Source organism: Xanthomonas sp. CFBP 8445, from assembly GCF_025666235.1.
Taxonomy (GTDB): Bacteria; Pseudomonadota; Gammaproteobacteria; order Xanthomonadales; family Xanthomonadaceae; genus Xanthomonas_A; species Xanthomonas_A indica.
Window position 1 is genome coordinate 3,717,244 of sequence record NZ_CP102594.1, and the last position, 22,840, is coordinate 3,740,083.

19 protein-coding genes are annotated in these 22,840 nt (G+C 69.2%); 9 read left to right on the forward strand and 10 right to left on the reverse strand.

Translation table 11 applies throughout. From position 1 onward, the window contains the following. Nucleotides 1–82: 82 nt before the first annotated feature. Entirely contained in the window at nt 83–1,414 is a 1,332-nt protein-coding gene (locus NUG21_RS15905; protein ID WP_263391380.1) for an MFS transporter, read from the forward strand. Nucleotides 1,415–1,524: 110 nt separating this feature from the next. Here NUG21_RS15905 and NUG21_RS15910 read toward each other — a convergent pair whose 3' ends face one another. Next, nucleotides 1,525–2,646 carry an ROK family protein gene (locus NUG21_RS15910; RefSeq protein WP_263391381.1) on the reverse strand — a complete coding sequence of 374 codons (1,122 nt, stop codon included), beginning with the start codon at nt 2,644–2,646 and terminating at the stop codon, nt 1,525–1,527. A 109-nt stretch (nt 2,647–2,755) separates the two neighbouring features. Here NUG21_RS15910 and NUG21_RS15915 point away from each other — a divergent pair, with 109 nt between their 5' ends. From NUG21_RS15915 to NUG21_RS15940, 6 genes are all read left to right on the forward strand, one after another. Beyond that, the gene (locus tag NUG21_RS15915; protein WP_263391382.1) at nt 2,756–5,254 is read left to right on the forward strand and encodes a TonB-dependent receptor; all 2,499 of its coding nucleotides are present in this window, start codon (nt 2,756–2,758) and stop codon (nt 5,252–5,254) included. Between the two features lie 23 nt (nt 5,255–5,277). After that, entirely contained in the window at nt 5,278–6,174 is an 897-nt protein-coding gene (locus NUG21_RS15920; RefSeq protein ID WP_263391383.1) for a glycerophosphodiester phosphodiesterase family protein, read from the forward strand. 209 nt (nt 6,175–6,383) lie between these two features. Further along, nucleotides 6,384–7,538: a glycerophosphodiester phosphodiesterase family protein gene (locus NUG21_RS15925; RefSeq protein WP_263391384.1), complete on the forward strand. Its 1,155-nt coding sequence runs from the start codon at nt 6,384–6,386 to the stop codon at nt 7,536–7,538. 90 nt (nt 7,539–7,628) lie between these two features. Next, a complete protein-coding gene (locus NUG21_RS15930; RefSeq protein WP_263391385.1) occupies nt 7,629–9,119 on the forward strand; it encodes a hypothetical protein in 1,491 nt (496 codons plus the stop codon). A 295-nt stretch (nt 9,120–9,414) separates the two neighbouring features. Continuing rightward, entirely contained in the window at nt 9,415–9,876 is a 462-nt protein-coding gene (locus NUG21_RS15935; RefSeq protein WP_019797714.1) for a cell wall hydrolase, read from the forward strand. A gap of 125 nt (nt 9,877–10,001) precedes the next feature. Beyond that, on the forward strand, nt 10,002–10,610 hold the full coding sequence (locus NUG21_RS15940) for a glutathione S-transferase N-terminal domain-containing protein (RefSeq protein WP_019797715.1): 609 nt from the start codon (nt 10,002–10,004) through the stop codon (nt 10,608–10,610). 49 nt (nt 10,611–10,659) lie between these two features. Here NUG21_RS15940 and prpE read toward each other — a convergent pair whose 3' ends face one another. The 9 genes from prpE to NUG21_RS15985 form a co-directional block, all read right to left on the reverse strand. Further along, on the reverse strand, nt 10,660–12,531 hold the full coding sequence (gene prpE / locus NUG21_RS15945) for a propionate--CoA ligase (RefSeq protein ID WP_263391386.1): 1,872 nt from the start codon (nt 12,529–12,531) through the stop codon (nt 10,660–10,662). Between the two features lie 135 nt (nt 12,532–12,666). After that, nucleotides 12,667–13,494, reverse strand: a complete 828-nt coding sequence (locus NUG21_RS15950; protein ID WP_184502550.1) for a hypothetical protein — start codon at nt 13,492–13,494, stop codon at nt 12,667–12,669. 70 nt (nt 13,495–13,564) lie between these two features. Further along, nucleotides 13,565–13,873, reverse strand: a complete 309-nt coding sequence (locus tag NUG21_RS15955) for a hypothetical protein (protein ID WP_263391387.1) — start codon at nt 13,871–13,873, stop codon at nt 13,565–13,567. A 23-nt stretch (nt 13,874–13,896) separates the two neighbouring features. Beyond that, the gene (locus NUG21_RS15960; protein WP_263391388.1) at nt 13,897–16,404 is read right to left on the reverse strand and encodes a S9 family peptidase; all 2,508 of its coding nucleotides are present in this window, start codon (nt 16,402–16,404) and stop codon (nt 13,897–13,899) included. Between the two features lie 99 nt (nt 16,405–16,503). Beyond that, the gene (gene gstA / locus NUG21_RS15965; protein ID WP_263391389.1) at nt 16,504–17,124 is read right to left on the reverse strand and encodes a glutathione transferase GstA; all 621 of its coding nucleotides are present in this window, start codon (nt 17,122–17,124) and stop codon (nt 16,504–16,506) included. A 79-nt stretch (nt 17,125–17,203) separates the two neighbouring features. After that, the gene (locus NUG21_RS15970) at nt 17,204–18,082 is read right to left on the reverse strand and encodes a LysR family transcriptional regulator (RefSeq protein ID WP_263391390.1); all 879 of its coding nucleotides are present in this window, start codon (nt 18,080–18,082) and stop codon (nt 17,204–17,206) included. A 72-nt stretch (nt 18,083–18,154) separates the two neighbouring features. Further along, nucleotides 18,155–19,141: a malate dehydrogenase gene (locus NUG21_RS15975; protein WP_263391391.1), complete on the reverse strand. Its 987-nt coding sequence runs from the start codon at nt 19,139–19,141 to the stop codon at nt 18,155–18,157. A gap of 36 nt (nt 19,142–19,177) precedes the next feature. Further along, on the reverse strand, nt 19,178–19,555 hold the full coding sequence (locus NUG21_RS15980) for a glutaredoxin family protein (RefSeq protein WP_184502555.1): 378 nt from the start codon (nt 19,553–19,555) through the stop codon (nt 19,178–19,180). A gap of 90 nt (nt 19,556–19,645) precedes the next feature. After that, nucleotides 19,646–20,140 (reverse strand): peptidylprolyl isomerase, encoded by a 495-nt coding sequence (locus tag NUG21_RS15985; RefSeq protein ID WP_184502556.1) that lies wholly within the window; start codon nt 20,138–20,140, stop codon nt 19,646–19,648. A gap of 199 nt (nt 20,141–20,339) precedes the next feature. Between NUG21_RS15985 and typA the strand changes: the two genes are divergently transcribed. Next, a complete protein-coding gene (gene typA / locus NUG21_RS15990) occupies nt 20,340–22,169 on the forward strand; it encodes a translational GTPase TypA (protein ID WP_010340464.1) in 1,830 nt (609 codons plus the stop codon). Between the two features lie 16 nt (nt 22,170–22,185). Next, entirely contained in the window at nt 22,186–22,671 is a 486-nt protein-coding gene (locus NUG21_RS15995; RefSeq protein WP_184502557.1) for a DUF2127 domain-containing protein, read from the forward strand. The last annotated feature ends 169 nt before the right edge of the window (nt 22,672–22,840 follow it).

Genomic DNA, 22,840 nt, shown 5'->3' on the forward strand with positions numbered 1-22,840 from the left:
GCGCCTCGCGCTGGCCGTCGGGAGGCCGCCGGCCAGGGCAGCGGACTTGGTGCTGTCGCATCGCGCAGCTATAAGCCTGGGCATGCCGCGCCCCTCGCCCCTGCCCGCCCTGCCCCGCCTGCCGCAAGCGGCCCTGGCGGCGTATGCCGGCGCGCATTTCGGCAAGAGCCTGCTGTGGTACGCGGGCGAATTGCTGCTGATCTATTCGCTGACCGAACACGCCGGCCTGCGCGCGATCGCGGCCGGCGTGGTGCTGGCGCTGGGCCTGCTGCTCAGCGCCGCGATCGGCCTCGGCGCTGGCTGGGGCCTGCGCCGGCGCCTGCGCGACGTGCGCAGCGCCGGGCGCCTGCAATGGCACGGCCTGGCCGCCGCGGCGCTGGCGCTGCTGCTGGTGTTCGCCACGCCGCTGCTGCCGCCGCCCTTGCGGCTGGGCTACGTGCTGGCGGTGAGCCTGTTGTTCCGGCTGGCCTACGCCGCCTGCGACGTGGCCCAGAACACCTTGCTGAGCCTGGCGCAATGGCCGTGGCGCGGCCACGACGGCGCCAGTGCGTTGCGCCTGGCCGGCAGCGGCGCCGCAGCGCTGCTGATCAGTAGCGTGGTCGGGGCGGTGCTTGCGCGCGGCGCCGACGGCGGCAGCCTGGCGCTGCAGGCCAGCGCGGTGCTGGCGGCCGTGGCGATGCTGTGCGCCTGGCAGTTGCAGCGGGTGCTGTGTCGTGCCACGACCGCCCACCCGGCACCGGCCGGCGCGACGGCCGTGGCCGCACCCCAGCAAGCGCCCTCCTGGCGCGCGATTCCCTGGCAGCCGCTGGCGCTGATCGCGGCGGTGTCGCTGACCCTGCCTGCGTTCACCAAGCTCGCCCCGTACGTGGCCGCGTACGGCCTGCTCTCGCCCGGCTGGGGCAGTGCGGTGTTGATCGCCTATGCGCTCGGCACGGTGCTGGTGCAGCCGCTCGCCGCGCGTTGGGGCCGGCAGCGCAGGCCAGCGCAACGGCTGGCCTGGCTCGGTGGTGCCCTGCTGCTGTGCGCGCCGCTGTTCGCGCTGGCGTTGCCGGCGCAGCCGCTGCTGAGCCTGGCGGCGGCGGCCTGTATCGGCGCCATCGGCGGCAGCGGCGGACAACTGGTGTGGGCCTGGCATGCGCAGTGCACCGCGACCCGCGCGGTCGCCGAGCACGCGCTGTGCTTCGCCGCACTGACCGCCGCCGCGCAGGTCGCGCTGGCCGCGGGGGTGGTGCTGATCGGCCTGCTGCTGGATGCGCTGGCCTACCGCGACGGGCACTGCACCCTGCTGTGCTGGGCCATGGCGGCGGGCCCGCTGCTGTGCGGGGCGTTGTGCCTGCTGCTGGCGCTGCTCACCGGGCGCCGCCGGCCGCTCCCGCTCGGCGTCGGCGTGGCGACGAGCGCCAACGGCGCTTGAGGCGCCGTGGCCCGGCCGGCGCGCTCGCGCGGGCGACGTCGCCGCGATGCAAGGCGCTCCGTGCCCTGGCTTGAACGCAGCGCGACGCGCCGCGCCCGACCGTGCTCATCTCAGGCGAAGAACGCCTGCTGCAGCGGCATCAGCGCCGCGCCCAGGGTCACCGCATCGCCGACGGTGCGGGCGATGCACAACTGCGGCAGCGGCGGCGCCAGGCCGTGCCGGTTGGGCGCGCGCGGGATGCGGATGCGCTCGACCAGGCGCGCGCCGATCGCGGCGGGCAGGCGGCCGCCGATCACGATCGCCTGCGGATCCAGCGCATAGGCCAGATAGGCGCACAGCTGCGAGAACGGCGCTTCGGCCATGTCCAGCCAGGCGTCCACGCCCGGGGTGTGCGCGTCGATCGCGCCGAGCATCTGCTCCACCCCGGCATAGTCCTGGCCGGCGGCACGCACCAGCGACAACAACGCGTCCAGATTCGGATAGGCCATGCCGCCGACGGTCCAGATGCCGCCGAACTCGCCGGCATTGCCGCGGTGGCCGCGGAACAGCCGGCCATCGGCGATGATGCCGCCGCCGAAGCCGTTGGTCAGGTGCAGGTAGACGAAGTCGCGGCAGTCGCGGCCGACCCCGTAAAGACTCTCGGCCACCGCCGCCGCCGCGCCATCGTTCTCCACCGTGACCGCGCAGCCCAGCGCCTCTTCCAGGATCGGCACCAGGTCCACCTGGGTCCAGTCCTCCAGCGCCGGCGGCCCGGCCATCTGCCGGCCCTGGCCGGTGAAGAACGCCGAGATCGCCGCGCCCACGCCCACCACCCGCGCCGGGTCCACCCCGGTCTCGGCCAGTAGCTCGGCACGAAACCGCTGCAACTGCGCCAGCACCGGCGCGCGGCGCATGTCGGCCAGGCCGATGCGGCGCTGGCCACGCACGTTGCCGGCGAAATCCACCAGCGCCAGCGCCACCACGTCGCCCATCAGGCCGATGCCGAAGGCGTAGGCGTAGTCCGGCGCCAAGCGCACGTCGACGCTGGGATTGCCGCGGCCTTCGGCGGCGCGGGCGCTGAGCTGGACCATGCGGTCCTGCACGAAGCCCTGCAGCAGGCGCGCCACGGTGGGCTGCGACAGAGCCAGGTCGCGGCTCAGCGCCGCCTGGGTCTGCACCCCGGTCTTGAACACGCGGTCGAGCAACTGGCGGCCGCCGGCGCTCACGCGTGGCGGGAAATCGGGATGGGGCATAGGCGGACAAAGCGTGATGGATGCACGAACGCCACAACCTACCATGTGGACATAGAAGTTTCATACATGATAAATAGTATTACCCCCACATTCTTTTATGGGGGTCTTCATGCGTACCGTTCATCCGCACCCGAGCCTGCTGGCGCTGGCGCTCGCGTCCATCCTCGGCAGCACCGCCGCCGTCCATGCCGAGGACGCGCCGGCGCCGCCGGCCGACGCCACCACCACGCTCGACCAGATCGTGGTCACCGGCACCCCGCAGGGCCAGTCGCAGAAGGACGCGCCGTTCGCGATCAGCGTGGTGTCCAGGGAACGCCTGGAACGCAGCACCCCGACCAGCAGCGTGGACATGTTGCGGGCCGTTCCCGGCTTCTCCGCCGAACCCTCCGGCGGCCAGGGCGGCGGCCAGAACCTCTACGTGCGCGGCCTGCCCGCGGGCGGCTGGTACTACGTGCAGTACCAGGAAGACGGCCTGACCCTGTTCGACGAGCCGCAGGAAAGCTTCTTCAACGTCGACACCCTGTTCGCGCTGGACATGATGACCGAGCGCCTGGAAGTGGTGCGCGGCGGCACCTCGCCGCTGTTCGCGACCAACGCGCCGGGCGGCACGGTCAACGCCATCACCCGCCACGGCACCGCCACCCCGGAAGGCGCGGTGCGCATGACCGTCGGCAGCGACGGCCTGCGCCGCGAGGACGCCTACAGCGCCGGCCCGCTCAGCGAGAACGTGCTGTACAGCATCGGCGGCTACCACCGCAGCGACGACGGCCTGCGCCACACCGGCTACACCGCCGACCAGGGCGGCCAGCTGCGCGGCAACCTGACCTTCCTGATGGGCGATGCGGTGCTCGACGTCGACGCCAAGTACCTCGACGACCGCACCGCCTTCTACAACCCGATCCCGCTCGCCGACCCGCGCAATCCGTCGCAGTCGCTGTCGGCGCTGCTCGACCCGCTGGACGGCACGCTGCTGTCCAACGACCTGCGCCACACCACGGCCCTGACCTTCGACGGCACTACACCGCTGGCGCGCAACCTGGACCTGGCCGACGGCATCCACAGCAAGGTCAAGCAACTCGGCACGCACCTGGAATGGGACCTGGGCGACGGCCTGACCCTCAACAACCGCATGCGCTTCGTCGATGCGGACGTGGACTACACCGCGCTGTTCTCCGGCGCTGCGCCCTACGACGCCGGCGCCTACCTCACCACCCAGCTCGGCCGTGCGCGCAGCGGCTTCGGCGCGCGGGTGGCGCGGGTCGGCTACGTCACCACCCGCACTGGCGCCGCCTACGATCCGGCCACGGCCGACGGCCTGGTGCTGGAGAGCGGCCTGTGGAACGCGCGCACCCATCTGCGCACGCTGTCCGACGACCTGCGCCTGAGCAAGGCGTTCGACGACACGGCGCTGGGCCGGCACACGCTCACCGCCGGCCTCGACGTGCAGCACTTCGAATACACCCAGGACCGGCTGCAGAACACCGTGCTGACCACGCTGCAGAACCACGCGCAGCGCCTGGACGTGCTGGCTTACGACAGCGCCGGCAACGTGGTCGGGTCGGTGACGCAGAACGGCTTCGTGCGCTACGGCAACGGCGTCACCAGCGGCGTCGCCAACGGCACCTACTTGTCGCCGTACCTGTGGGATTCGGTACGCTTCGGCCGCCTCGGCCTGGACGCCGGCGTGCGCTACACCCGCTACAACGCAAGCGGCGGCGTGTACGCCGCCACCACGCGCGATCTCGGCGATCCGACCACGCTGGCCGACGACAACGTCGGCGGCCTCAGCGGCGCGTTCAGCCCGCGCACCGATCATCGCCACGCCACGCAGTGGACGCTCGGCGCCGAATTCGCGCTGACCCCGCAGCTGCAGACCTTCGCCCGCTACACGCAATCGCAGCGCCTGCCGCGGCTGCAGAACGTCTACCAGACCCAGAACGCGGACGTCACCGACATCGACCAGGCCGAAGCCGGCCTGCGTGGCAGCTTCGGCGATACCTTCTCGTTCTCCACGGTCGGCTTCTGGAGCCGTTTCAACGACCTGTCGATCAGCGCCATCGTGCTCGACGGCACAGGGGCGGTGCAGAGCCTGGCGCTGGTCGGCAAGACCCGTACCCTGGGCCTGGAGTCGGAGTTCACCTGGCGTCCGTCGGCGCTGTTCGGCATCACCGGCTCGGCCACGCTGCAGGATCCGCAGACGCGCGGCCTGAGCAACGCGACCACCGGCCTCCGCTACGGCGACCTGGACGGCAAGCAGATCTCGCGCATTCCGAAGTTCATGGCCTCGATCAGCCCGACCCTGTACTTCGACATCGACGGCCGACCGCTGGAGCTGTCGGCCACCGCTTATCGCATGGGCCAGCGCTACGTCGACTACACCAACGCCACCGCCCTGCCCGCCTACACCACCTACGAGCTGGGCCTGTTCGCGCGGTTGAGTGAGCACCTGGAACTGCAGTTGCACGCGGCCAACGTCGGCAACACGCTGGGCCTGACCGAAGGCAATGCGCGCGTGGACACGCTGTCCGGCCAGGGCACTGCCGACGCGATCTACGCGCGGCCGATCTTCGGCCGCAACTACAACGCGTCGCTGACCTGGCGGTGGTGAGCATGTGCTGCCGGAGACTGCTGATGAGCGCAGCGCTGTCGCTGCCGATGCTGGCCATGGCCGCGACGCCGAGCCTGCCCGACCGCCTGCGCGATCCGCACGGGCCGGCGCTGGTGGTGTCGCACCGCGCCTGCTGGACGTTCGCGTCCGAGAATACGCTGGACGGCATTGCCGCCTGCATCGCGCGCGGCGTGGACATGGTCGAGATCGATGTGCGCACCACCCGCGACGGCGCGCTGGTGCTGATGCACGACGCCACCGTGGACCGCACCACCGACGGGCACGGCGCGGTGGCCGAGCTGGACGCGGCGCAGATCGCCGCCTTGCGCGTGCGCAGCCAGGGCGGCGGGCGCGACAGTACGCTCACCGCGCGGCATCCGCCGACGCTGGCGCAGGCGCTGGCCCTGGCGCGCGGCAAGGTGCTGGTGAACCTGGACATCAAGGCCGCGGCGCTGGACCAGGTGATCGACGCGGTGGAAGCCGCCGGCGCGCAACGCGACGTGCTGCTCAACGTGCCGCTGGACGTGCCCACGGCGGTGCTGCAGCGCGCGCGCAAGGCCGACATCGCGGTGCAGGCGCTGTACCTGCAGCGCGAATCGACGCTGCCGCCCGAGCAGGCCTTGCGCCGCGCCGCAAGCTTGCAGCCGGCGGTGGTGCAACTGATGTTCGACGACCCGGCGGTGCTGGACATCGCGCAGCGCGAACTGGCGCCGCGCGCGCGGCTGTTCGTCAACACCATGACCAACGACATCGCCAGCGGCAGGCCGATGCGGCTGTCGGCGAGCTACACGGACCAGCGTGCGCTGCGCGATCCGGCCGCGGTGTGGGGCGGGCTGCGCAAGCACGGCGTCAGCATGATCCAAACCGACGAACCGTTGGCACTGCAACGCTACCTGCACGGCACGGACAGGCCACGGTAGCCGGTCTCGGTCCAAATCCCGGCGACGCGGTGCGATGGCCACGCGCGGCGTCGCCAGGAGTCCGGTTTCAGACGGGCGGCACGCAACGCCAGGACGATGCCCGTCGCTTCGAGCATTGCACTGCAGACGACAACGTCCCTGCGGACGTCGGCTGCAGCGCGCTGCGCCTGCTTCACTTCATTCCATCAACCCCGAACGGAAGAGAGCACATGAAACTGCCCAAGAAACCCGCCAAGGTTCTCGCCCTGGCGCTGGCCTGCGCGTCGCTGACCGCACTGTCCGGCATGGCGTCGGCCGCCAGCAACTGGAACCCGGCGCATATCCTCAACGTGATGAAGAATCCCTACCAGGGCAATCACGCCGACGTCGTGGTGATCTCGCATCGCGGGCTGGTCGGCAACGGCTGCGCCGAGAACTCCACCTGCTCGATCCTCGATACCTACAACGAGAACATCGAAGCGATCGAACTGGACGTCAAGCAGGCGTCCGATGGCGTGCTGTGGCTGTTCCACGACCAGAACGCCGGCCGCGTCATCGACCACAACCCCGGCTTCAACATCTTCCAGCCGGCAACCAATCCGTCGGGCTGGAATCCGGACATCAGCACCCTGAGCAGCCATGACCTGATCAACATGTACCTGCGCGACAAGAACTTCGCCAAGACCAACGACCATCCGGCCTCGCTGGGTGTCGCACTGGACGCGGTGAGCCACTACGCCAACCACATGGTGGTGGTGCTGGACCTGAAGTCGCTGGACGCGGTGTCGCGCGCGGCAGACCAGGTCAATGCGTTCAAGATGCAGAACCAGGTGGTGCTGAAGTTCAGCGCCTCGCTGCTGCCGAGGACGCCCAGCGACATCACCCGCTTCACCAAGGGCGTGCCGTTCGCACCGACCGTCTATGCGGGCGACATGGACCGCATCGCCGACAACTACGTCGGCCTGTGCGGCTTCACCGCGCCCAACACGCCGCTGTGCCGGGTCAATGCCTGGATCACCGAAGTGCGCAAGCAAAGCGGGTTCGCCTGGCTGGAAATCGGCAACAAGCAGCCCCGCCGCGGCGACCCGACTGCCGAGCTGCTGGCCGAGAACCAGGCGCAGAAGCAGGCGATCGGTGCGTTCTCGCCGGTGCCCGAGTACCGCCTCAGCAGCCATGACGGCCAGCACTATGTGCGCAGCAACGGCACCTGCTGCGCGTCGCTGGACGACTACCTGACGCGGACCAAGTACTTCGGCAACGAAACCGCCGACGACCGTCCGAACTTCCGCGCACAGGTCACCGCCGGCTTCACCAGCATCATCACCGACGATCCGCTGGGCGTGATCCGCGCCAACGTGCCGCGCAACACCGCACGTTACAACTGACCATTGGATGGTCGCGCCGGGGAGCGTGCTCCCCGGTCCTGCACGGCGCCACTGCGCCGTGCAGTCCGTCGCCCGCCTTCAGGAGCTCCCATGCGTTCCGCCCCACGTCCCCGCCATCTGCTTCTCGCCCTGCTGGTCGCCGGCGCATGCGTGCCGCTGCTGCAACGCGCGGCCACCGCCCACGGCGCGCAAACCGCAGCGCCCGCCTCCCTCGCAACGCACCCGCATGCCGGCCCGGCAAACGGGCAGACCCCGCTGCCCACCGGCATCGCTTCGGCGAACGGCAGCGCCATGCCCGGACCGCCTGCCAGCACGGTGCTGGCCGCGGCGCAGGCGCTGCCGGCCGACTTCCAGGCCGATGTGCTGCTGCGTCTGGCTGCATCTGGCGATCTGCCAGCCGACGGCGATCGCGCCGCTGCCGCACAACGATTGACGCAACAGGCCGTGGCATTGGCCGAGCGCGCGCAACGGCGCATGCCCGGACTGGCCCGCGCCGGCAGCATCGACGAAGAGCGCGACAACGAATTGCGCACGCCGCGCACCGCCGGCCTGGATCAACTGACGCTGCAGACGCGTGCCGCCCAGCACGCCACGCTGGCGCAGGCGCAGACGCTGTTCGCCGCGCTGCCGACACCGCGCGCGGGCAGTTGCGATGCGGACTATCTCGACGATCCGAGCCCGAGCTATGCATTGGCCAGCACACTGCAGCCGGCACAACCGGCGGCGCGCGCCCGCGCACTCGCCGCACGCGTGGACGCGGCGCAACACGAAACCGACACTGCCCCGGCGCTGAAGATGGCGCTCGCCGCTGCACCGCTGGACAGCGCCGGGCAGGCACAGCTCGCCGACAGCCTGGTGCGCATGTTCGAGCGCATTCGCGGCGACGATGCCGGCTTCACCGCCACCGAACTGAGCGTGGCCGGCGACATGCCGCTGCTGCTGCAGCAGGTGGCCGACCCCGCGCTGCGCGAACGCCTGCATGGCGCCTACCGTGGCTATGTTGCCGCGCATCTGGCGCAGACCCGCTGTGCGTCCAGCGTGCTCGGCGAGCATTGGCTGCTCGAGCAGCGCTTCGTCGCCGACGTGCCGGCCGACCGCATCATGCCGGCGCCGCCGGTGCCCGCGCTGACGGTCGATGCGGATGCGATCTCGCTGATCCGCCAGGCCGGCTACAACATCCGCGCGCAATTGCTGGACCCCACCGCCAGTGCAGGCGATCCCGCCACGGAAAAAGCATCGACGGAGTTCCTCGACCAGCTCGACCATGGCGTGCTGCAGCAGACCGCGGCCGGCGACGGCAGCGGCCGCGTGCAGCGCGCGCGCCTGCGCGAACTGCTGCGCTATCTGGAGTACGCGCCGGCTGGCGCCGCGCGCGATCGCGGCATGGGCCTGCTCGCCACGCTGCTGAGCGGACCGTACTACGCGAAAGACCATGACACCTGGTTCGGCGACCTGCGCGTGCTCGCCGATCAGGTACAACGCTGGCCCGATCGCGACCAACGCCTCGCGCAACTGAGCGGGCACGCCGATCCGGTGGTCAAGGTGTACGCAATGATGATGCAACGCCAGCAGTTTCCCTGAGCGTGACGCACTGCAGCACGGTGCTGCCCCTGTCGTCGTGCGGCCAGGCACGACGGCATGGCCACATCGCGAGATGTGAACCCTGTCAAGGCTCGGGGTTCAGTTGCGATTCGGGAAGCGGCGCCTATTGTGCGCCCCTCTTCCGATCCGCCCATCTTGGCGGGTCCCGCCGGACTTCAGATTGCCGGCACCCGGGCGGCCCGTGACAGGCCGCCTCCCCATGACGCCAAGCCGCATCGCTTGCCGCGCCATTCCGGCGCAGCGCCACGACGGCCCATACGGAGCAAGGAGTACGATGAAACTGGCCTGGATCCTCTGGCTGTCGCAGTTGTTGCCGCAACCCGCTGCCGATTCGCTGTGCCTCAGCACCACCGTGTACCTGGAAGCGCGCGACCAGACGCTGCGCGGACAGCAAGCCGTCGCCGAAGTCGCGCTGCGTCGCCTGGACAGCGGCCTGTGGGGCGACTCGATGTGCCAGGTCGTCACCGCGCGCAAACAGTTCGCACCGGGCCTGGTGAAGCCGGGCACCGAACTGAAGAACGACGACGCCTGGGCCGACGCGGTCAAGGTCGCCTTCGCCGCCGAGCGCAACTGGGCGCTGCCGCAGGGCCAGCGCAAGGAGATCGTGCCCGGCGCCAGCCACTTCGCCGCGCATGCCATCGCCAGCCCGAGCTGGCGCAACGCGTATCAGGTCGCGACCATCGGCGACCACACGTTCTATCGCGTGCAGAAGCTGCGTCCGCGCAACGCGTCGTAGTCGCTCGCCGCGCAGGCATGTCCTGACGCAGGCTCCCGCGCTCCGCACACGGCGCGTCTGATCGCCAAGCGCCCCGCGCAGCAGGTACGCTCTGCCGTCCTGACTTCGATGCGGAGCCGCCTGCCATGAAACTCTATTCCAAGCCCGGCGCCTGTTCGCTGGCCGATCACATCGCGCTGCGCTGGGCCGGATTGCCGTTCGAACTGAAGCTGCTCGATGCCGCCGCAATGAAGGCGCCTGCGTATCTGGCGATCAATCCGGCCGGCGCAGTGCCCGCGCTGCAGATGGACGACTGGGTGCTCACCCAGAACTCGGCGATCCTCAACTACATCGCCGACCTCGCGCCCGATGCGCAACTGGCCGGCGACGGCAGCCCGCGCAGCCGCGCCGAGGTGCAGCGTTGGCTGGCCTTCCTCAACGCCGATCTGCATCCGGCCTTCCATCCGCTGTTCGGCAGCACCCGCTATCTGGACGATGCCGCGGTGATCGCGCGCACCCAGGAGCACGCACGCGAGCGCGTGCGCACGCTGTATGCGCGCGTGGAGTCGGCGCTGGAACAACAGACCTGGCTCGGCGGCGCGCGCCGTTCCATCGCCGACGCTTATCTGTTCGTCACCCTGCGCTGGGCGCGCGCGCAGCAGATCGCGCTTGGTGCCAATCTGCAATTGCACTTCGAACGCATGTCCGCCGATCCGCAGGTGCAGGCGGCACTGCAGGCCGAAGGCCTCGGCTGAGCGGCGCTGCGAACGCCGGCGCCTGCGCGCCGGCGTCGTCCTTGTGGCGTCAACCGCGCAAGGCGCGGCGGATTTCCTCCAGCGCGCCGGGGTCGTCCAGCGTCGACAGATCGCCCGGATCGCGCTGCTCGGCCAGCGCCTGCAGCGAACGCCGCAACAGCTTGCCCGAACGCGTCTTCGGCAGTGCCTGCACCAGATACACCTGCGCCGGCCGCGCCACCGCGCCGAGCCGCTGCACCACGCACTGGCGCAACTCCTCGACCACCGCCGCGGCATCGGGCGCGGCCTGCTTCAGCGTCGCGAACACCACCGGCACCTGCCCCTTCAATTCGTCGTGCATGCCGATCACCGCGACCTCGGCCACGTCGGCGTGGCCGGCGATGGCTTCCTCGATCTCGCGCGTGCCCAGGCGATGTCCGGCGACGTTGATCACGTCGTCGGTGCGGCCAAGGATGAAGGTGTAGCCGTCCTCGTCGCGGATCGCCCAGTCCAGCGAGCTGTACAGCAGCGTGTCGAAGTGGCTGAAGTAGCTGCGCAGGAAGCGCGCATCGTCGTTCCACACCGTGGTCATGCAGCCCGGCGGCAATGGCGGCTCGATCACCAGCACGCCCTTGCGCCCGGCCGGCACCTCGACGCCGTGCTCGTCGACGATGCGCATGCGATAGCCGAGATTGGGAAAGCCCGGCGACCCCGGCTTGACCGGCCGCAGCTCGACGCCCGGCAACAACGTCAGCACCGGCCAGCCGGTTTCGGTCTGCCAGTAGTTGTCGATCACCGGCTTGCCCAGCACTTCGCCGATCCACAGTGCGGTCGGCTCGTCCAGCGGCTCGCCGGCCAGGAACAGATAGCGCAGCGCGCTCAGGTCGCGCTCGCGCAGGTAGCGCGCCGGATGCTTCTTCAGCACGCGGATCGCGGTCGGCGAGGAGAACATGGTGCGTACCCGGTACTTCTCGCACAGCGCCCACCACACCCCCGGATCCGGTTGCACCGGCAGGCCTTCGTACAGCAGCGAGGTCGCGCCAACGATCAGCGGGCCGTACACGTTGTACGAATGCCCCACCGCCCAGCCCACGTCGGAGGTGGAGAACATGGCCTGCCCGGGGCCGCAGTCGAACACCGTGCGCATCGACAGCGCCAGCGCCACCGCATGCCCGCCGACATCGCGCTGCACACCCTTGGGCTTGCCGGTGGTGCCGGAGGTGTACAGCAGGTAGCTGGGTTCGTTGGATTCCAGCCACACCACCGGCACCTGCGCATCGCCGACTTCGGCACGCAGCTCGGCATAATCGACATCGCGCCCGGGCACGCGCGGCAGCGCCGGATCCAGCCCGCGCGAGACGATCAGCACCGTCGGCGGCGGCGCGCTGGCCTCGGCGCAGGCGGCGTCGACCAGCGGCTTGTAGGGGATGCGCTTGCCACCACGGCTGCCGGCGTCGGCGGCGATCAGCAGCTTGGGCCGCGCATCGTCGATGCGCAGCGCCAGGTTGTGCGCGGCGAAGCCGCCGAACACCACCGAGTGCACCGCGCCGATGCGCGCGCAGGCCAGCATCGCGTACACCGCCTCGGCCATGTTCGGCATGTAGATGACCACGCGGTCGCCGCGCTGCACGTCCAGCCGCTGCAGCACCGCGGCGAAGGCGTTGACCTCGCGGTGCAGCTGCGCATAGGTGATTTCCTGGGTCTGCCCGGTTTCGCTGGACACCGCCACCAGCGCTAACTGCGCGGCGCGCGCCGGTAGATGCCGGTCGACCGCGTTGTGGCACAGGTTGGTCAGCCCGCCGACGAACCAGCGCCGGAACGGCGGCGTGTCGTATTCCAGGATCGCCTGCGGCGGGCGCTCCCAGTGGATCGCCTGGGCCTGCTCGGCCCAGAATTCCTCGGGCCGCTCGATCGAACGTCGGTACAGCGTTGCGTAGTCCATGCCGCCCCTCCCAAGGCCGGTGCACCGGCTCCGAGCATAGACCTTTGGCAGGGAGGGCGTCGTTCAGACCTTGGTCGAAGGGGAGGAAACCTTAGTGCGAGGCACCGACACGATCATGCCGATCTACGCAATTGCTTAGCCATCAACGGATGAATCGAGCTTGCTTAGCAGCTCATCAATTGCCCGACTTCCCCTCTTGCTATTTTCCTCTAGACGCTTCTTCAGTTCAGAAGCATCCGCATCCAAACCTGATTCACCTCGAATTGCGCACATTAGGCTGATCTGGGCCGGGCCAAGCCTTTTTATTTCCTCAAGAACGGCTCTTGCGAAGCCTTGCTGGTTAGAGTTGTAGACATCCCAAGCAGCATTGCGCGCGTCTGAATGAATTGAAGACTGCTCACGATAGTTGCTCAAGGAGCTAAACAGAGAAGCGAGCCGAACCTGATTTGGCGCTCCTGATTCGTTTTCCGCTGCGATCTCAGAAAGCACTCGCTGCACCTGAGCAGCGCTCTGTTGGTACAGTTCATCCGAAATCCTAATGTCGATCTTTGCCTCATGCATTGGCTTTGCAAGGCCGATAAGCCTTAGAAGTACCTCACCATACAACGCGGTCAACTCGGCCGCGGCTGCGGTAGCTTCTTGAGAGCCAACAAGCTGGACTTTCGCCAACATTGCGATCACACCTTGCAGAGGCTCTCCAAAACTGCCCTCAGTTGGATCTTGAGCAGAGAGAGTTCCAAGATACCCATTCGCTCTATTTGTCTCGGCAATAAGCGGCAAGTACACATCTCGCCTCAGACTTGCGAGACGATCCTGATGCTTCTCTTTTGCATCATGCCGCAACTGCTCCTTAAGCCTACTCATGCTGGCACGATTGGAAAGGACCACGCCACTCAGTGAAATAAATGCAGCGACAATTCCCGACCAAATGACGGTCGGCAAACTGAAGGACAGAGGATCCATGGATACGTCTTCCTAGACGGTTGACTGAGATGCGCACAGTGCTTTCGTGACCATGGGCATCAATTACTAGCTACTTCCCCGGCACCGTAAACATCACCACCACATTCCCCGGCGCCTGCTCGAAGCGCGTGGCCACCGAATCCTTGCTGAGTTGCACGATCTGCGCCAGCGGCTTGTGCGGCACGCCCTGGAAATTGACCGTGACCTGGACCAGCGCGCCGTTGGCCCAGTTGAAGCCGACCATCGGCTTGCTGCCGACCGATTTCTCCAGGTCGGCCGCCACTTCCTGCGAATGCGCGTACGCATTCTTCACCGTGTCGACTGCACCGCATGCGGTGAGCGCCAGCAGCACTGGCGCGCAAAGAATAAGCAATTTCATCGTGCGCCCCCGGGGTCATCGCGCTAGTGCTTCTGTGCCGTCGCGGTCGCCGACGCCGCACGCGGCGGCGCCTGCTTCACGTAGCGATCGAACCACTCCAGCATTTCCGCCACCACGTCCTCGTTGGACTCGCGCGCGGTGTACCAGTGCGGCTCGAACGGCAGCAGCACCAGCCGCGCAGTGCCACCGAGGCCGCGGATCGCCTGGAACATGCGCGGGGCCTGGGTGGTCTCGGTGCCGGGATTGGCGTCGTCCATGCCGTGCACCAGCAGCAGCGGCTCGTTGATCTTGTCGGCGTGGAAGAAGGCCGAGGCCTGCGCGTACACCTCCGGCGCCGCCCAGAACGAGCGCCGCTCGTTCTGGAAACCGAACGGGGTCAGGGTCTTGTTGTAGCTGCCGCTGGTGGCCACGCCGGCGCGGAACAGGTCGGTGTGCGCCAGCAGGTTGGCCGCCATCAGCGCGCCATGGCTGTGGCCGGTGACGCCGATGCGGTCGCGGTCGACCACACCCAACTCCACCGCCTTGTCCACCGCCGCCTGGGCGTTGTCCACCAACTGCTGCAGGTACGTGTCGTAAGCCGTCTTGGGGTCGCCGACGATCGGGAACGCGGCATCGTCGATGATCGCGTAGCCGGCCAGCAGCAGCAGTTGGTAGGAATGCAGGCGGGTGAAGTCGCGGTCGTTGGCGCCGCTGACCTGACCGGCCTTGGAGGCATCGGCGTAGTCCAGCGGATAGGCGTAGAGGATCGCCGGCACCCGCGTGCCTTCCTTGTAGCCGGGCGGCGTGTACAGGGTGAAGGACAGTTCCACCCCGTCCTTGCGCTTGTAGGTCACCAGGCGCTTCTTGATCTGCCGCACCACCGGGGTCGGGTCGGGGAAGCGGGTCACCGGCGCCAGGGTGGAGGCGACCACCGCCTCGCCGGCTGCCGCGGCCGGTTGCGGCTGGCCCAGCGTGCGCAGGTACACGTTGGGCGGGTCGCTCGGCGACTGCCGCCAGGTCAGCAGACGGGTGGTGTCGTCGCCGGCGAACCCGGCAAAGGCTTCGTCGACGTCGGTGCCGCTGCGGAACAGGCGCTGGGTCTTGCCGCTCGCCAGGTCGTAGCGGTCCAGGAACGGCCGGTCGCCGGCCGGGGTCGCGCCCTTCCCGCTCAGGAACAGCGCGCCGTTGTCCTCGCGCAGCACGTACTCGCCGTTGGCCAGGCGCCGCAGCTCGGGCATGCCGGGATCGGCGTAGAGGTCGTCGGTGGACAGGTCGAACAGCACCCGCCCGGCGCTGCCGGGACGGTCCGCGTCGAGCAGCGTGGTGCGACGCCAGTGGCGGTTCTCGTCGTCCTCGTCCAGCAGCACCTGGCCCCCCTGCGCGAACCAGCTCAGGCCGGCGTAGCGCTGGGTCACCTTGGCCAGTTCGCGCGGCTTGCCGGTGAACGGCGCCGACAGGGTCAGCAGCTTGTCGCGGGCAGGAACATTCGTCTTCCAGTCGCCACCGTCCAGGGCCTCGGCCCAGACCAGGGTGGCCGGCTGGTTGGCGCGCCAGCCGTAGGCACGCGGCCCGGTCGGCACGCCGTGCACCGGCACGCGGTCGGCCACCGGCAGGTTCGCCAGCACCCGCTCGCTGCCGTCGGCCAGGTCCAGCACCGCCACGTCGTGGGCGAAGCGGCCATAGGTGGTGACATAGGAGTACGGGCGCTGCAGGCGCTCCACGCGCACGTGGCGGCCGTCCGGCGCGCCGTCGACCACCGAGTACACCGCCGGCTTGCCGACCGTGCGCAGCTTGCCGCTGGCAGCATCCACGGTGACCAGTTGCGACGTGGCGTAGTAGGCGAACTGCGCCTCGTCCTCGGGGCTGGACAGAGTGTCGCGGGCCTCGTAGGTGCTGCTCTCGCCCTTGCCGCGGATCGCTTCCTTGACCTCCGGCCCCGGCGGCACCGCCGCCTTCACCGGTGCCGGGCCCAGGTCCTGCGGCACCGCGCGCACCAGCAGCGTGTCGCTGCCGCCCAGCCACTGGATCTCGCCGCCCAGCACCGGGTTGAGCTGCACACCGTCGATGCGGCGCACCGTACCGGTGGCGACGTCGCCGAGCCACAGCTCGACGCGGTCGGCCGCGGTGTTGTTGAAGGCGAAGCGGCGCCCGTCCGGCGACCACACCGGCTGCGCCGGGCAGGCGCCGGCCGGCAGGGTCACCGCGGTCTGCTTGCCGCTGGCCACGTCGACCAGGCTGAAGCCATCCAGGCAGGCGCGGATGCCGTAGCCGTTGGACATGTCGTGGCGGGCGTGGGTGCGCGGCTCCACGCGCACCCCGGCCAGTTTCAGGTACGGCTCGGCGACGCGCGCGATCGGCGGGTAGGCCTGGCGCTCGACCAGCAGCAGGGTGCGCCCGGTCGGGTCCAGCCGTGGCGACGGATTGAGCGGCGCGCGCATCACGCCCAGCAGTGGCTCGGGCGGTTGCCGGTAACCGCTGTCGGCGGCATCGGCGGCGACGGGCAACGCACTGGCGAGCGCCAACGCGCCGATCCAGCGGAACGGCATGAGCATGATCGAAGTCCCCTTGCGAATGGCGCGGGCAACGTAGCACGGCCGCCGCGCAGCGGCCGAGCGCCGAAGGTCATGCCCGACCACGCCCGCGCGGCGCGCTCAGGCAGGGGCCAGCGCCTGCTCGGCGGCCAGCGCCGCCACCACGCTGGGACGCTGGGCGATACGCGCGGCGTAGGCAGCCAAGGCCGGATACGCGGCCAGCGACAGGCCGAACCGCGGCAGCCAGCCGAGCACGGTGAACAGGTAGGCATCAACCACGCTGAAGCGGTCGCCGAGCAGATATGGCCGCGCATGCAGCGCGCTCTCGACATGGGCATAGCGCTGCAGCAGGCGGGCGGCGACCGCGGCGCGCCGCTCCGGCGCCAGTCCCGCATCGAACAGCGGCACGCTGCCGGCGTGCAGTTCGCTGTTGATGAAGGCCAGCCACTCGTACAGGCGATAGCGCGGCAAGGCGTCTGCGGTTGCGGGCGGCGCCAGCGCCGCCTGCGGACAGCGGTCGGCCAGATACAGCAGGATCGCCGGCCCCTCGGTCAGCACCTGGCCATCGTCCAGTTGCAGCGCGGCGACATAGCCCTTGGGATTGATCGCGCGGAAGTCCTCGCCCTCGGCGGTGCGCTTGCTGCGGTTGTCCACGTGCACCAGCCGGAACGGCAACTGCAGTTCGCGCAGCACGATGTGCGGCGCCAGGGAACAAGCGCCAGGAGCGGCATAGAGATGCATTGAAACGGTCTCGCAGGAGCACCGGACAGTCGGCGCGCGCAGTGTGCGCGGCATGGCCGCTTGCGGAGAAACAAGAATGTCAGGGCGGGTCAGTAGCTGCGCTGATGGCCTCGTCCAAGAACCCGCGCAATTGCAGCGCAGCCGGTGCCGGGTGCGCCGCGGCGACCAGCGCGAAGCGACGCTGCAGCCGCGGCTGCAACGGCAACACCTGCACGCCGTCGCGCTCGACCGGCAACACCGACGCCGGCAGCAGGCTGGCGCCCGCGCCGTCGCGCACCAGGGTCCAGGCGCTGGACCAGTCGCGCACCTGCAGGCGCAGGTCGGCGATCACCAGTCCGGCGCGTTCGGCCAAGCGCTGCGCATGCAGCCAGCAGCCGCCGGTGGCCAGCACGAACGGCAGCGCCAGCAGCTCCGCCAGGGCGATATCGCGCGCCTGCGGGCGCGCCAGCGCCGGCGGCAGCGCCGCCAGCCACTCGTCCATGCCGAACACGATGGCATCGCGCTCCGGCGCCGGGTCCAGCACCACGCCCAGGTCGATCGTGCCTGCCACCAGCCAGGCTTCGACCTCCTCGTCGCTGCCTTCCAGCCAGACCACGCGCGTGTCCGGATGCGTCCGCTCGAACGCGCGCAGGCGCGGCGCCAGCCACGGCCGCGACGAGGCGAACCCGGCGACCCGCAGCGAGGCCGCACCCGGTGCATGCTGCGCCCTGGCCAGGGTCTGGATCTGCCCCAGTTCGGCCAGCATCGTCCGCGCATGCGCCAGCGCACGCACGCCGAACGGGGTCGGCCGGATCCGTCCACGCTCGCGCAGCAGCAGCGCCGCGCCCAGCACGTGCTCCATCTGCGCGATGGCCTGGCTGGCGCCGGACTGGGTGATGCCGCAGCGCGCAGCACCGGCGCTGATGCTGCCGCATTCGACGACGGCGACGTACAACCGCCAGTGGATCAGATTCATCATGTTGCGCACTTCCCACAACGCGAAACGCCGGGCGGGGCCCGGCGTTCCGTGACGACGCGATCGCGCTGGCGATCAGCCCAGCAGGTGCGCCACGCCGCTGCGCTCTTCTTCCAGTTCGGCCAGGGTCTTGTCGACGTACTTCTGGCTGAAGTCGTCGATCGGTAGATCCTTGACGATGGTGTACTTGCCGTTCTCGGTGGTGACCGGGAAACCGAAGATCACGCCTTCCGGGATGCCGTAGGAACCGTCGGACGGCACGCCCATCGTCACCCACTTGCCGTTGCTGCCCAGCACCCAGTCGCGCACGTGGTCGATGGCGGCGTTGGCGGCCGAGGCGGCCGAGGACAGGCCGCGCGCTTCGATGATCGCCGCGCCGCGCTTGCCCACGGTCGGGATGAAGGTGCCGGCATTCCATTCCTGGTCGTTGATCGCGTCGGCGATGGACGCGCCATCGGCGGTGGCGAAGCGGTAGTCCGGGTACATGGTCGGGCTGTGGTTGCCCCACACCACCAGCTTCTCGATGCCGCCGACCGGCTTGCCGAGCTTGAGCGAGAGCTGGCTCAGCGCGCGGTTGTGGTCCAGACGCAGCATGGCGGTGAAGTTCTTCGGGTTCAGGTCCGGCGCCGACTTCATGGCGATGTAGGCATTGGTGTTGGCCGGGTTGCCGACCACCAGCACCTTGACGTCGCGCTTGGCCACCTTGTTCAGCGCCGCGCCCTGCGCGGTGAAGATCTTGGCGTTCTCCAGCAGCAGGTCCTTGCGCTCCATGCCCGGGCCGCGCGGACGCGCGCCGACCAGCAGGGCGACGTCGGCGTCCTTGAACGCCACTTCGGCATCGTCGGTGCCGACCATGCCGGCCAGCAGCGGGAACGCGCAGTCTTCCAGCTCCATCATCACGCCCTTCAGCGCGGCCTGGGCCTTCTCCATCGGCAGTTCCAGCAACTGCAGGATCACCGGCTGGTCCTTGCCCAGCATTTCGCCGGAGGCGATGCGGAACAGCAGGGCATAACCGATCTGGCCGGCGGCGCCGGTCACGGCAACACGAACGGGTGCTTTCATGGGGGATTCCTCTGCTAAGAAAGTGGGTGGGGTGGATCAGTAGACGCGATAGCCCAGCGGCTGCAGGTGCAGGTCCAGGGCGGCGGTGTCGTAGCCTTCGACCACGTGCTGGCCGATCACGGTGATCGGCACGCCTTCCAGGCCCAGCGCGGCGGCGGCCTGGCGGCCGGCCTCCTGCTCCACGTCCAGGACCGTGTAGCGGACCTGGGCGCGGGCGAAATCGGCCTGTTGCCTGCGGCAGTAGCCGCACCAGTCGGCGGCGAGCATGACGATGCCGTCGTCGCCGGTCAGCCGCCGCGGGTCGCCGGCGGCCAGCGCGGCCGACGGCGCCGAGGCCGCACCGCGCCACCACGCGTGCACGCCGCCGCCGATCACGAGCAGCAGCAGGCACAACACAAGGGGGCGCATCGTCATCGGCGGTCGGGTGCGGCAATCAACCGGGAAATGGTAGCACGCAGGGTCCGCGCGCCCGGCCCTGCGACCGGTCGCGCGGACAGCGCCGGATCAGGCGTCGAGCGTGCGGTTCCACTCGGCGACGCGGTCGGCCTTGGCCGCCAGCACCGCCTCGGCGTCGCCTTCGATGGTGATCTTGTTGATCACGTCGCCCTGGGCGACGCTGTCGACCACGTCCAGGCCCTCGAGCACCTTGCCGAACACGGTGTGCTTGCCGTCCAGCCACGGGGTGGCGACGTGGGTGATGAAGAACTGGCTGCCGTTGGTGCTGGGGCCGGCATTGGCCATGGACAGCACGCCGCGGTCGTGGCGCACGCCGTTGTTGGTCTCGTCCTCGAAGCGGTAGCCCGGGCCGCCGCGGCCGGAGCCTTCCGGGCAACCGCCCTGGATCATGAAGTCGGCGATCACGCGGTGGAAGTTCAGCCCGTCGTAGAAGCCGCGCTTGGCCAGGTTCACGAAGTTGGCCACGGTCAGCGGGGCCTTGTCGGGATACAGCTCGATCTTGATCGGGCCGCGGGCGGTGTCGAAATGGGCGATCAGGGACATGGGATTCCTTGGAAACGGGGGCGTCATGAGGGGCGCATAGGATACACGGCGCCTCGTTCAGGCTTCGCCCGTGCCCGCCGCCGGCGCCTGAACGGGCCCGCCCGGCCCACCGCCGCCGGGCGCCGGCAGGCGCCACGGGATCCGGGTATACTAGGTGGCTTCCTTTCCTCCCTTCTGGCGCCGGCTGGCCCCCTTTCGCATGTCCATCGAAAATCTTCGCAATATCGCCATCGTCGCCCACGTCGACCACGGCAAGACCACCCTCGTCGACTGCCTGCTGAAGCAGTCCGGCACCCTGTCCGAGCGCACGGTGCTGGCCGAGCGCGTGATGGACAGCAACGACCAGGAAAAGGAACGCGGCATCACCATCCTGGCCAAGAACACCGCCATCACCTGGCAGGGCAACCGCATCAACATCGTCGACACCCCCGGACACGCCGACTTCGGCGGCGAGGTGGAGCGCGTGCTGTCGATGGTGGACACCGTGCTGATCCTGGTCGACGCGATGGACGGCCCGATGCCGCAGACCCGTTTCGTGACCCAGAAGGCGTTCGCGATGGGCTTCAAGCCGATCGTGGTGGTCAACAAGATCGACCGCCCCGGCGCGCGCCCGGACTGGGTGATCGACCAGGTGTTCGACCTGTTCGACAAGCTCGGCGCCACCAACGAGCAGCTCGACTTCCCGATCGTCTACACCTCGGCGCTGAACGGCTACGCCTCGCTGGACGACAGCGTGCGCGACGGCGACATGACCCCGCTGTACGAAGCGATCATGCAGCACGCGCCGAAGCCGGACGTGGATCCGGACGGCCCGTTCCAGATGCGCATCAGCCAGCTGGACTACAACAACTTCGTCGGCGTGATCGGCATCGGCCGCATCCAGCGCGGCGTGCTGAAGAAGAACATGCCGGTGGCGGTGATCGACCGCGAAGGCAAGAAGCGCCAGGGCAAGGTGCTGCAGGTGCTGGGCTTCCTGGGCCTGGAGCGCATCGAGCAGGACAGCGCGCAGGCCGGCGACATCGTCGCCATCTCCGGCATCCAGGAACTGACCATTTCCGACACCGTCTGCGCGCTGGAAGCCCCCGAGGCGCTGCCGCCGCTGACCGTGGACGAGCCGACCATCTCGATGACCTTCCAGGTCAACAACTCGCCGTTCGCCGGCAACAAGGACCTGTCCGGCGGCAAGTTCCTGACCAGCCGCCAGCTCAAGGATCGGCTGGAGCGCGAGACCGTGCACAACGTGGCGCTGAAGGTGCAGCAGCTGGAAGATGCCGACAAGTTCCTGGTGTCCGGCCGCGGCGAGCTGCACCTGTCGGTGTTGATCGAGAACATGCGCCGCGAAGGCTTCGAACTGGCCGTGTCGCGCCCTGAAGTGATCATCAAGGAGATCGACGGGCAGCTGATGGAGCCGGTCGAGCAGCTGGTGGTGGACATCGAAGAGCAGCACCAGGGCGGCGTGATGGAGAAGCTGGGCATCCGCAAGGGCCAGCTCAAGAACATGGAGCCGGACGGCAAGGGCCGCGTGCGCCTGGACTACATGATCCCGGCGCGTGGCCTGATCGGCTTCCAGAACGAGTTCCGCACCCTGACCCAGGGTTCGGGCCTGCTGTTCCACGTGTTCGACCACTACGGCCCGAAGGAACAGGGCGCCATCGCCAAGCGCCAGAACGGCGTGATGATCGCCAACGCGCCGGGCGCCACCCCCGCCTACGCGCTGGGTCCGCTGGAAGAGCGCGGCCGCCTGTTTGCCGCCGAGGGCGACAACGTGTATGAAGGACAGCTGGTCGGCATCCACTCCAAGGACAACGACCTGACCGTCAACGCAATCAAGACCAAGCCGCTGACCAATATGCGTGCCTCGGGCAAGGACGATGCGATCAAGCTGACCCCGGCGATCAAGTACACGCTGGAGCAGGCGCTGGACTTCATCGAGGACGACGAACTGGTCGAAGTCACCCCGAAGGAGATCCGCTTGCGCAAGAAGCACCTGACCGAAAACGAGCGCAAGCGCGCCGGCCGCGCGGGCTGAGCGGCAGCGCACGCCCATGGCCGCCGACAAGGCGTACAACCCGGATCCGCATGCGCATCCGGGCCTGCACCTGATCGCACTGCTGGAGGCCGGCAAGGGCCTGCTCGCGGTGCTGGCGGCCACGGGGCTGGAACTGATGGGTCCGGCCCCGCTGCGCGCGGGGGTGGACAAGCTGATCGTGCGCTTCAGCCTGGATCCGGACCACGGTGCCCTGCCCTCGCTGCTGACCATGATCAGCCCCGGGGCGGTGCACCTGGCCGCCGCCGGCATGCTCGCCTACGGCGTGCTGCACCTCATCGAGGCCTGGGGCCTGTGGCGCGCCAAGGCCTGGGCCTCGCTGCTGGGCTGCGTCTCCGCGGCCATCTACCTGCCGTTCGACGTGTACGCGATCGTGCGCCACCCCGGCTGGGCGTCGTGGGCGGTGCTGGCGATCAATCTCGCCGTGGTCGGCATCCTGGCCCGCGACCTGGTGCGGCGCCGGCGGCATCCTCCCGCCGCCTGATCTACACCGCATCCCTGTCACGGGGTCCAGCACCGTGACGCCCCAACGCATACCTCCCGACGACCGGCCTCGCCATACCACGGGGTCGGCGGACATGACGTTGGCGCTCTCCTCCTGATGGACAGGACGCCTAGCCGACACATGCCGGCGAATCGATTGTGATGTCCTT